This is a genomic window from Pseudomonas sp. GW821-FHT02B10, assembly GCF_059421865.1.
Genome location: NZ_JBWKVU010000005.1, coordinates 477,366 through 486,919, shown reverse-complemented (window position 1 = coordinate 486,919; position 9,554 = coordinate 477,366). Strand labels below are relative to the sequence as shown.

At 64.4% G+C, this 9,554-nt stretch carries 7 protein-coding genes; 2 read left to right on the top strand and 5 right to left on the bottom strand.

Translation table 11 applies throughout. The features are described 5' to 3' along the window. Positions 1–479: 479 nt before the first annotated feature. From AC07VU_RS14980 to AC07VU_RS14970, 3 genes are all read right to left on the bottom strand, one after another. Complete coding sequence (locus AC07VU_RS14980; RefSeq protein WP_495030076.1) at positions 480–2,900, bottom strand: glucose/quinate/shikimate family membrane-bound PQQ-dependent dehydrogenase; 2,421 nt, start codon at positions 2,898–2,900, stop codon at positions 480–482. A gap of 130 nt (positions 2,901–3,030) precedes the next feature. After that, positions 3,031–4,404 (bottom strand): carbohydrate porin, encoded by a 1,374-nt coding sequence (locus tag AC07VU_RS14975; RefSeq protein WP_274304513.1) that lies wholly within the window; start codon positions 4,402–4,404, stop codon positions 3,031–3,033. Between the two features lie 303 nt (positions 4,405–4,707). Next, complete coding sequence (locus AC07VU_RS14970) at positions 4,708–6,747, bottom strand: TonB-dependent receptor (protein ID WP_457274773.1); 2,040 nt, start codon at positions 6,745–6,747, stop codon at positions 4,708–4,710. Positions 6,748–7,097: 350 nt separating this feature from the next. On the opposite strand from AC07VU_RS14970, the gene AC07VU_RS14965 reads away from it, so the two are divergent. Then, positions 7,098–7,328: a VF530 family protein gene (locus tag AC07VU_RS14965; protein ID WP_007923118.1), complete on the top strand. Its 231-nt coding sequence runs from the start codon at positions 7,098–7,100 to the stop codon at positions 7,326–7,328. Between the two features lie 9 nt (positions 7,329–7,337). Further along, a complete protein-coding gene (locus AC07VU_RS14960) occupies positions 7,338–7,997 on the top strand; it encodes a Pr6Pr family membrane protein (RefSeq protein ID WP_457274772.1) in 660 nt (219 codons plus the stop codon). Positions 7,998–8,120: 123 nt separating this feature from the next. On the opposite strand, the gene AC07VU_RS14955 is transcribed toward AC07VU_RS14960, so the two are convergent. Both AC07VU_RS14955 and AC07VU_RS14950 read right to left on the bottom strand, forming a co-directional pair. Then, the gene (locus AC07VU_RS14955) at positions 8,121–8,906 is read right to left on the bottom strand and encodes a siderophore-interacting protein (RefSeq protein ID WP_274304510.1); all 786 of its coding nucleotides are present in this window, start codon (positions 8,904–8,906) and stop codon (positions 8,121–8,123) included. Then, the gene (locus AC07VU_RS14950; protein ID WP_495030075.1) at positions 8,903–9,478 is read right to left on the bottom strand and encodes a PadR family transcriptional regulator; all 576 of its coding nucleotides are present in this window, start codon (positions 9,476–9,478) and stop codon (positions 8,903–8,905) included. The genes AC07VU_RS14955 and AC07VU_RS14950 overlap by 4 nt, the downstream gene beginning before the upstream one ends. Between the last annotated feature and the right edge of the window lie 76 nt (positions 9,479–9,554).

Sequence of the window (9,554 nt, the reverse complement as noted above, 5' to 3'; positions counted from 1 at the left end):
CCTTCAGAACGCCACGGCCGTACCGGCCGATCGCAGCCTGCGGCAGCGGCTACACGAATCTCTATCGGCCTTGAGATTGCCGTTCGACGCCACCACCGATTTTGGCGTGACATTGGCCCTGTAGCCGCTGCCGAGCCCGCGAGGCTGCGATAAGGTCCGCAGGACCTTGGTTCCCGATCTTGCGCCAAACCTCCATCGGACTTCAGAACGCCACGGCCGTGCTGGCCGATCGCAGCCTGCGGCAGCGGCTACATGAATCGTTATCGCCCGGGAGGCTGGTGGTGGTTGGGCGGGCCCTATCGCGAGCAAGCTCGCTCCTACAGGTATTGCACCGTCCTTGTAGGAGCGAAGCTTGCTCGCGATGACGTCAGGCCGGGCAATACAAAAATGAAAGGCCGAAGAAACTCCCTCCAAACGCCACCCACAAAAAAAGGCGGCTACCCGCAGGTAGCCGCCTTTTCATTCACCGCCGGTAAGGCTTATTCCGACAGTTTGTAGGCGATGATGTAGTCGCCCATCTTGGTGCCCAGCGAGCCGTGGCCACCCACGACCACCAGCACGTACTGCTTGCCATCCTTGCCGGTGTAGCTCATCGGCGTGGCCTGGCCGCCCGCTGGCAGGCGGGATTTCCACAGTTCCTTGCCGTTGTTCACGTCATAACCGCGGATGTACTGGTCCAGGGTGCCGCTGAGGAAGCCCACGCCACCGGCGGTGACCATCGAGCCGCCCATGCTCGGCACGCCGATGGGCAGGCCGATCGGTACCGGCGAGCTGTCGCGGCTGGTGCCGTTCTTGTGCTTCCACACCACTTTGTTGGTGGTCAGGTCGATACCGGCCACGTAGCCCCAGGCCGGGGCCTGGCAAGGTACGCCGAACGGCGACATGAACGGATGCATGATCACCGCGTACGGCGCGCCAGTGTTGGGTTGCACACCGGAGGTTTCGCTTTCGCGCTTGCTGCCAGCGGCGACTTCGGCGCGTGGCACCAGCTTGGAAACGAAGGCCATGTAGTTCGGGCTGGTGAACAGCAGGTGGCGGACCGGGTCGATCGACACGCTGCCCCAGTTGAACACACCGACGTTACCCGGGTAGACCAGGCTGCCCTGGATCGACGGCGGGGTGTACTGGCCTTCGTAGCGCAGTTCCTTGAACTGGATGCGGCACAGCATCTGGTCGAACGGCGTGGCGCCCCACATGCCTTTTTCTTCCAGCGGCGGCGGCAGCAGGTTCAGGTCCGAACGGGCCTGGGTCGGCGCGGTGTGGTCACCTTCGACCGCACCGCCCGGCGCCGGTACTTCCTGGATCGGCACGATCGGGGTGCCGTCGCGACGGTCCAGCACATACAGGCTGCCTTGCTTGGTCGGCTGGATCAGCGCCGGCTTGATGCCGTCCGCGGTCTTCATGTCCACCAGGGTCGGCTGGCTGCCCACGTCCATGTCCCACAGGTCATGGTGGGTGAACTGGTAGTTCCAGCGCAGCTTGCCGGTGTCGATGTCCAGGGCCACGGTGCCGGCGCTGAACTTCTCGGCGCCCGCGGTGCGGTTGCCGCCCCATTGGTCAGGCATCTGGTTGCCCAGCGGCAGGTAGACCAGGCCCAGCTTCTCGTCGACGCTGGCCAGGGACCACATGTTCGGCGAGTTGCGGGTGTAGGTCTGGCCTTCCGGCAGCGGCGTGGTGACGTCGGGGTTGCCGGCGTCCCAGTTCCACACCAGATGACCGTCGTGCACGTCGAAGGCGCGGATCACGCCGGACGGTTCGTTGGTCGACTCGTTGTCGGTCACGTGGCCGCCGATGATCACCAGGTTACGGGTGATGGCGGCCGGCGACGTCGAGTAGTAGCCGCCCGGGGTGAACGGGCCGATACCGGCCTTCAGGTCCACGGCGCCTTTGTTGCCGAAGTCTTCGCAGACCTTGCCGGTGTCGGCGTTGATCGCGATCAGGCGCGCGTCGGCGGTCGGCAGGAACAGGCGACGCGGGCAGCTGGCGGCGATCGCCTGGCCGGCGGCCGAGAGGCTGGCCGGAGTGCTGATGGCGTCGCTTTTGTTGAAGCTGGCTTCGTCGTAGTACGACACGCCGCGGCAGGTCATGTGTGCCCAGCCACGGAAGTCATCGCCGTTCGGGCCCTGGATTTTCGGGTCGAAACGCCAGATTTCCTTGCCGGTGTCCGGGTCCAGCGCCAGCACCTGGCTGTGGGCGGTGCAGGCATAGAGCATGCCGTTGACCTTCAGCGGGGTGTTCTGGTTGGTGATTTCCACCGGGTCCTTGGCGGTCGGCATGTCGCCGGTGCGGATGCGCCAGGCTTCCTGCAGCTTGCCGATGTTGGCCGGAGTGATCTGGGTCAGCGGCGAGTAGCGGTCGCCGAACTCGGTGCGGCCATATGCCTGCCAGTCGCCTTCGGGCATGGTCGGCGCGGCGCTGGTGGTGTCGGCGCTTGCACGGCCCAGTTCGCCCGAGATCTCGCCCGGATGGGTGAACTGGCTGTTGATCGCAGCACCACCGGCCAGGACCACGGCCACGCCCAGTACCGCGGTGCTCACAGGTGCCGGGCCGTTGCGCAGCAGCGGACGACGGAACCACGGCAGCAGCAGAACCACACCCAGGGCAAAGAACAGCGACAGGCGTGGCACCAGTTGCCACCAGTCCAGGCCGACTTCCCACAGTGCCCAGACGGAGCTGGCGAACAGCACCACCCCGTAGACGAGCAGCGCGGCACTACGACCGGCCAGCAGCAGGATGCCGCTGATGATCAGGCCGATACCGGCCAACAGGTAGTACAGCGAGCCGCCGAGCATGCTCAGCTTGATCCCCCCGGCCAGCATGGCCAGGCCCATTAGCAGCAGCAAGATACCGAGCAGGCTCGGCAGCAGGCGGCTCGGACTTGAAGCACCATCAGTGCTCATAGTGTGGTTCTCCGTGACGTTTAAGGTAGTCCCGCGCTTGTTCACTGTAGATGACGATCAAGCGCGGGCATGGTTCAGCAGTGTTTGGGAAAAACAGTTTTATTCAGATTGGGCGCGTTGCCGGTGCGCCTCAGAACGAGCTCTGGATCTTGATCCCGCCGATCAGCGCGTCGTCGACCTTGTCCACGCCACCCGGGTGGCGGATGTATTGCAGGTTCGGGCGCACGGTCAGCCAATTAGTGACATGCACGCCGTAGTACAGCTCAGCGCTGTATTCGGTGTCCTGGGGCGGCAGGTAGGCCGGGTTGTCGTAGTCCTGGATGAGGTTGGCCTGGTTGGTCGCTTCGGCGTTCTTGCGGTAGGCCGGGTTGACGTGGACCCGGGCCATGGCGAAGCCGATGTCGTCCTTGGCGCGTGCATCGAACAGGCCTTTGTAGACCAGGCCGGCCTGGACGTAGTTGTCGATGGCGTTGGTCTTCTTGTCGTGCATCGTCGCGTTGGCGAACAGGCTCAAGCCGCGCGAGTGGTCGCTGGCCAGGCTGGTGATTTGCTGTTGCGCGCCCAGCCACAGGCCGTGCTTGCTCGAACTGCTGCGATAGGCCTCGCCGCTCAAGGCCGCCGGCTGGCCGTTGCTGTCCTTGTACACGTCGCTGGCCTTGGCGCTGCTGTAGTAGTAACCGGCGCGGTATTCACCCGGCAGGCCGCCCGGCTTCGGCGCCCACACCAGCTCCACCGGCAGCAGGGTGCCCTGGGTGCCGCTGCCGCTGAGCTTGAAGCCGTTGCCGCGCTCGAGGTTGGACGGGTTCTGTTCAAAGGCGCCGATCTGCGCGTAGAGCTCAGGGGTCAGGTGATATTTGACTCGCAGCGCCCACTGGCTGACCGGCCAGTTGTACCAGACGCTGCCGGCCCAGTTGCCGACCTGGGAGCCGCAGAACGCCAGGTTCTGGAAGTCGCAGGGGAAGCTGTTGAAGTCTTCGCCCTGGCCGAACCGGCCGACCTTGATGTCGAGCTTCTGGTCGAAGAATTTCTGCTGGTACCACATCTGTGTCAGGCGCCAGGTCTGGCCGCGGCCCCAGACTTCCTGGGCCGAGGTGAAGCCACCGACCCGCGGGTCGTTGATGCGGTCGTTGCTGATGTTGTCGCCGTCGCGCTTGGTGATGGTCAGTTGGAACTCGGCATCGTTCCAGCCGAGGATCTTGTCCAGGTCCAGGTGGCTGCCGAAGGCGAACTGGTCGCTGAAGCGCGCGGTGCGGTCATGGTCGTAACCGCCATGCAGGTTGGCGCCCATTTCGCCGACGAAGTCGATCTTGAAGTCGTAGCCTTTTTTCGCCAGCTCGGTGCGGTTGCCATTCCAGTCGCCGAGCATCCACGGGGACTCACTGTCGAAGGCCGGCGCGGCCTGGGCGCAGGTGGCCAGGCCGAGGGCGCCGAGCAGGGTCATGGTTTGGTGCAGGGCGGCAGGGCGAGAGACAGCGCTGTCTTTAAAGGTTTGAACGTCTGGCATAGGTGAAATCTTGGTCTTATTCAGGGAAATGGGCAGGCAAGCAAAGGCTCGACGTGGCTCGGTTCGCGGCAGTGCGAGCACGTTAATACAGCTGATTCAAAGGGCAGGATTAAAGGATTCAGCTTGAGCGGCGCGAAGAATAAATCAGGGGCCAGGCGAGAGAAAGGGCTTTTGTTGACATGAATCATTTCGGATTCGGTAACAGTACTGCCTCGCCGCCTGGAGCACAGGGCCTGCTGGCGCGGTGAACGCCAGGAAAGCCGTGGCGCGACGGCCCGTTGCAGGCCGTCGCGGGTCAGAGCCTCAGAAGGTGGTGCGCAAGCCGACCTCGATGCTGCGCCCCTGGGCCGGGGCGATGTCGCGCAGGATCGAGCTGGCGTAGCGCACGGTCTGGTTGGTCAGGTTCTCGCCCTTGACGAAGGCCAGCCACTGGCTGCTGCCGATGTCGAAGTGGTAACCGGCGCTGGCGCCCAGGGTGGTGTAGCCGTCGGTGCCGCTTTCGTTGTCCGGCACACGACGCTGGCTGGCGGCGTGTTCGACATCGATGCGTGCCTGCCAGCGATCCAGCTCCCACAGCAGGCCGCTGTTCAGGCGCAGCGGTGCGATGCGTGGCAGGGCTTCGCCGTTGTCCAGGTTCTTGGCGCGGGTGTAGTCGCCGGACAGTTCCAGGGCGAACTTGCCGTAGGCGCTTTCGCCGAGCTTCCAGTGATCCTGGGCCTCTATCCCGGCAAACCGCGCGCGGACCCCGGAGTAGGTGTATTCCGGCATGCCACCGGCGTCCTCCTCGCCTTCATCGTTGAGGGTGCGCCCGCTGCCGAGCAGCCCGATGTAGTTGGAGAAGTGGCTGTAGAACACCCCGACGCTGCCTTTGTGGGTGCCGTTGTCGAAACGCAGGGCCAGGTCGCTGGACACGGCTTTTTCTTTCGACAGGTTGGCGTCGCCGACTTCATAGGTGCCGGTGGCCACGTGGGCGCCGTTGGCATACAGCTCGTAGAAGGTCGGCGCGCGTTCGGTGTAGCCCAGGGTGGCGGCCACGGACCAGATCGGCGTCAGGGTGTAGACCGCGCCGGACGACAGGCTGCCGGCGGTGAAGCTGTTGGAGCTGTCGGCCTGGCTGAAGCGCTCGTTGCCTTTGCTGTCCGGGTCGACGCGGGTGTGTTCCAGGCGCCCGCCGAGGCTGAGTTTCAGGCGCTCGGTGGCCTGCAATTCTTCGAGGATGAACAGCGCGGCGCTGTCGGTATCGGTCTGGGGCACGAAGGCTTCTTCGCCGAGCGCGGAAAACTCGCTGCGGCTGACCTGGGTGCCGATCACCCCATTGAGCGGGCCGAGGGGCTGGTGGCGCGCTTCGACCCGGGCTTCATAACCCTTGTTCTTGAAAATGGTGCCGGTCTCGCCGCCTTCGATTTCGCGGTGCTCGTAATCGGTGTAGCCGGCGTCGAACTTCAGCGAGCTGAAAGGGCCGTCGAGGTTGCGCAGTTCCGAGGCGAAGGCGTAGTGATCCTGCTTCATGCGGATGCGCACGTCGTCTTCGGCGGGCGAGCCGTAGTTGGAGTCGTAGTTGCTATAGGAGAGCCCGGCGTAACCGTCGTCCCAGGTGTAGGAACCGCCGATGGCACCGCCGTCCTGGCGGCCGTCGCTGTTGCCCAGGCGGCCCTTTTTGCCGTCACCGTCTTCACTCGCTGGGGCGTGGCGGCTGCGGGCGTAGCCGGGGATTTTCAGGTCGTTGAACTGCCGCGAGTTGGCGTCCAGGTGCAAGGCGAAGGTGCCGTTGCCGGCTTCCAGCTTGCCCGCGCTGCTGCGGGTGGTGTCGGCACCGCCATAACGCAATTCACCGGCACCGTGGATGCCTTCGATGGCTGCGGTGGGGATGCGGTTGTCGAAGGTGTTGACCACGCCGCCGATGGCACTGCCGCCATACAGCAGGGCGGCCGGGCCGCGGACGATCTCGATGCGCTCGACGTTGACCGGGTCCAGCGGCACGGCGTGGTCGTAGGACAGCGACGACGCATCCAGGGCGCCGACACCGTTGCGCAGCAGGCGAATGCGATCGCCGTCCAGGCCGCGAATGATCGGCCGGCTGGCGCCCGGGCCGAAGTAGGATGAGGACACGCCCGGCTGTTTATTCAGGGTTTCGCCGAGGCTGCCTTGTTGTTGCAGGGTCAGCTCGTCGCCTTCCAGCACCGTGCTCGGCGCTGCCGTTTGCTGGCTGCCCAGGGGGTTGGCGGTGATGACCTGCGGTTGCAACTCCAGGGCGTGGGCCTGGGAGGCGAACAGCAAGGCGGCGGACAGCGGCGTCAGGCGCCAGAGTAAGGAGCGAGAAGGGCGGTGGGCAGAGAGGGACATCGGTCATTCCTTGGCAAGCGCGAGGCTGTGCGCTTTGAGTCAAAAGAGAACAGGCGTGACACGGCGAGGTGTCTGGATCAGGGGTTTGTTTTGTATTGATACAATATAACATCTCTTTCGACGCAAAAAGAAAGGAACTTTTTCAGGAGAGAGGGGCATTCGTTCCGATGTAGCCGCTGCCGCAGTCTGCGATCGAGCGGAACGCTCGCGGCGATCTCAGGTGCATGAGCGCCTTCGGCGCTATCGCAGCCTGCGGCAGCGGCTACAGTTGATGAGTGTTCGCCCTTCCACCGGATCGAACCCTCGGCTAAGGTGCGCGACTTCCTTTTTCTCTTGCTCAAAGGCCCGGCATGACTGCAACGAACAACGACCCGCTGCACGGCGTCACCCTGGAACAGATCCTCAAGGCGCTGGTGGAACACTACGAATGGCAGGGGTTGGCCGAGCGCATCGATATCCGTTGCTTCAAGAGCGACCCGAGCATCAAGTCGAGCCTGACCTTTCTGCGCAAGACGCCCTGGGCGCGGGAGAAAGTCGAGCAGCTGTACGTGAAATTGCAGCGCACCAAACGCCCGCTCTAAGGACCTTCGATGGCTGTCGAGCCGGTTTTTCCTTCAGGCGGCAAACGGCTGTTCACCGCGCTGGCCGCGTTGCTCGGCTGGTTGGGGCTGACGATCCAGCTGTACCTGATCCTCCATCTGCGCTGGACGGTGGACGCCAGCCTGCTGGGCGGGCTGATCAACTTTTTCAGTTTCTTCACCGTGCTCACCAACACCCTGGTGTCGGTGGTGCTGACCTGCGCCTTGAACCTGCGCAGCTCGCGCGGGCAGCGGTTCTTTCTGCAACCCTGGGTCAGCAGCGGTATCGCGGTCAGCATTGTGGTGGTGGGGCTGGCGTACAGCCTGTTGCTGCGTCACCTGTGGCATCCCCAGGGCTGGCAGTTGGTGGCGGACGAGTTGCTGCACGACGTGATGCCGCTGCTGTTTCTCGTCTACTGGTGGTGCTGTGTGCCCAAGGGGCGCCTGGGGCTGCGGCATGTCGCCGGGTGGATGCTCTACCCGCTGCTGTACTTCGCTTATGTGCTGCTGCGCGGGCACGTGCTGGGGCTGTATCCCTATCCTTTTGTCGACGTGGGCAAGCTGGGCTATGCGCAGGCGTTCGTGAATGCGCTGGGGATTCTGGCGGGGTTCGTGCTGGTGGCGCTGGGGATGGTCGGGCTGGATCGTTGGCTGGGGCGGCGCCGGGCTTGAGTATGCGGTGACTGGAAGGGTGTCATCGCGGGCAAGCCTCGCTCCTACAGAATTCAAGTGGAACACAGTCATTCATTTTCCGTAGGAGCGAGGCTTGCCCGCGAAAGGCGACAAAGCCGCCGCTTAATCTTCTTCGCTACTGTCCAGGCGCCAATAACCGGCGGCCTTGACGAACTCGTCGTCGAGCCGGTGCTCGTCCAGCAGCACCCGGCGAATCTGCCGCGAGACTTTGCTTTCCGTGGCCACCCAGGCGTACAGCTTGCCGCTCGGCACCTGCAGCCCGCGCACGGTGCCGATCAGGTCCTGCTGGCCGCCGTCGCGCTCGACCCAGATCACCTCGACCTGCGCCGCGCTCTGCAGCACCTGGCGCTCGGCGGCGTCCTGGATCTCGATCACCGCCAGCACCCGGCGCCCGGCCGGCAATTCTTCCAGGCGCCGGGCAATCGCCGGCAGCGCGGTTTCATCGCCGATCAGCAAGTAGCTGTCGAAGATGTCCGGCACGATCATCGAGCCGCGCGGCCCGCCGATATGCAGGAACTGCCCGGGCTTGGCCTGCTCGGCCCAGGTCGAGGCAGGGCCGTCGCCGTGCAGCACGAAATCGATATCCAGTTCACCGATGTCCAGGTCGTAGCGCCGTGGCGTGTAGTCGCGCATGGCCGGCATCGCGCCGTTGTCCTTGCCCGGGCCCAGCACCAGGGTCTCCAGGGCCGCCTGCTGTTCGGCGTTCTGTGGGAACAGCAGCTTTATATGGTCGTCGCTGCCCAGGCTGATGAAACCGGCGAGTTCCGGCCCGCCCAGGGTGATGCGGCGCATGCGCGGGGTCAGGTCGACCACCCGCAGCACTTCCAGGCGGCGGCGTTTGATCTCGTGGCTGACCCGATGAATCGATGGCGAAGTGTCTGCGGTCATTCAGCTGACTCCTGAGCAGAAGGGTTGGCCGGGCCGTCGACGATGGCGCGGGCGGTGTTGTTCAGCAGGTCGCGGACGCGCAGTATTTCTTGCGGGTTCCAGCGGCCGTGGTGCATCTGCAGGGCGTGGCGCAGGTTGTGCACCGCCTCGTGGATTTCTGCCGGGCGATCGTGGCCGCGCAGCGAGCGCTTGCTGACGTCGATGCGCATGCGCACGCCATCCAGGGCAATCGCCTGGTCCTGTAAGGACAGACGGCCGGCCTCGGTCACGCTGTAGCGTTTTTTCCCGCCTTCGGCGTCGCCGCTGATCAATTCGCTCTCTTCGAGGAAGGTCAGGGTCGGGTAGATCACGCCAGGGCTGGGGCTGTAGGCGCCATCGAACATGCCTTCGATCTGGCGGATCAGGTCGTAGCCGTGGCACGGCTGCTCGGCGATCAGCGCCAGCAACAGCAACTTCAGGTCACCGGGGGCGAAGACCCGCGGGCCACGGCCGCCGCGTTCGCGCCCGGGGCGTTTTTCGAAACCGTCGTGGCCGTCGCCGTACTCACGGTGGGGGTGCTGGTGTTCTCTCATTTTCTCTTTCTCCTATGCGATTAAGACATAACTTAAGATATATCTTAAAGGCCGCGCAAGTACTTCCGTGCTGGCC

What these genes read in the sequence shown, in the direction of transcription:
- AC07VU_RS14980 (WP_495030076.1), bottom strand. Translation starts at nt 2,900, where the DNA reads ATGAGCACTGATGGTGCTTCAAGTCCGAGCCGCCTGCTGCCGAGCCTG.
- AC07VU_RS14975 (WP_274304513.1), bottom strand. Translation starts at nt 4,404, where the DNA reads ATGCCAGACGTTCAAACCTTTAAAGACAGCGCTGTCTCTCGCCCTGCC.
- AC07VU_RS14970 (WP_457274773.1), bottom strand. Translation starts at nt 6,747, where the DNA reads ATGTCCCTCTCTGCCCACCGCCCTTCTCGCTCCTTACTCTGGCGCCTG.
- AC07VU_RS14965 (WP_007923118.1), top strand. Translation starts at nt 7,098, where the DNA reads ATGACTGCAACGAACAACGACCCGCTGCACGGCGTCACCCTGGAACAG.
- AC07VU_RS14960 (WP_457274772.1), top strand. Translation starts at nt 7,338, where the DNA reads ATGGCTGTCGAGCCGGTTTTTCCTTCAGGCGGCAAACGGCTGTTCACC.
- AC07VU_RS14955 (WP_274304510.1), bottom strand. Translation starts at nt 8,906, where the DNA reads ATGACCGCAGACACTTCGCCATCGATTCATCGGGTCAGCCACGAGATC.
- AC07VU_RS14950 (WP_495030075.1), bottom strand. Translation starts at nt 9,478, where the DNA reads ATGAGAGAACACCAGCACCCCCACCGTGAGTACGGCGACGGCCACGAC.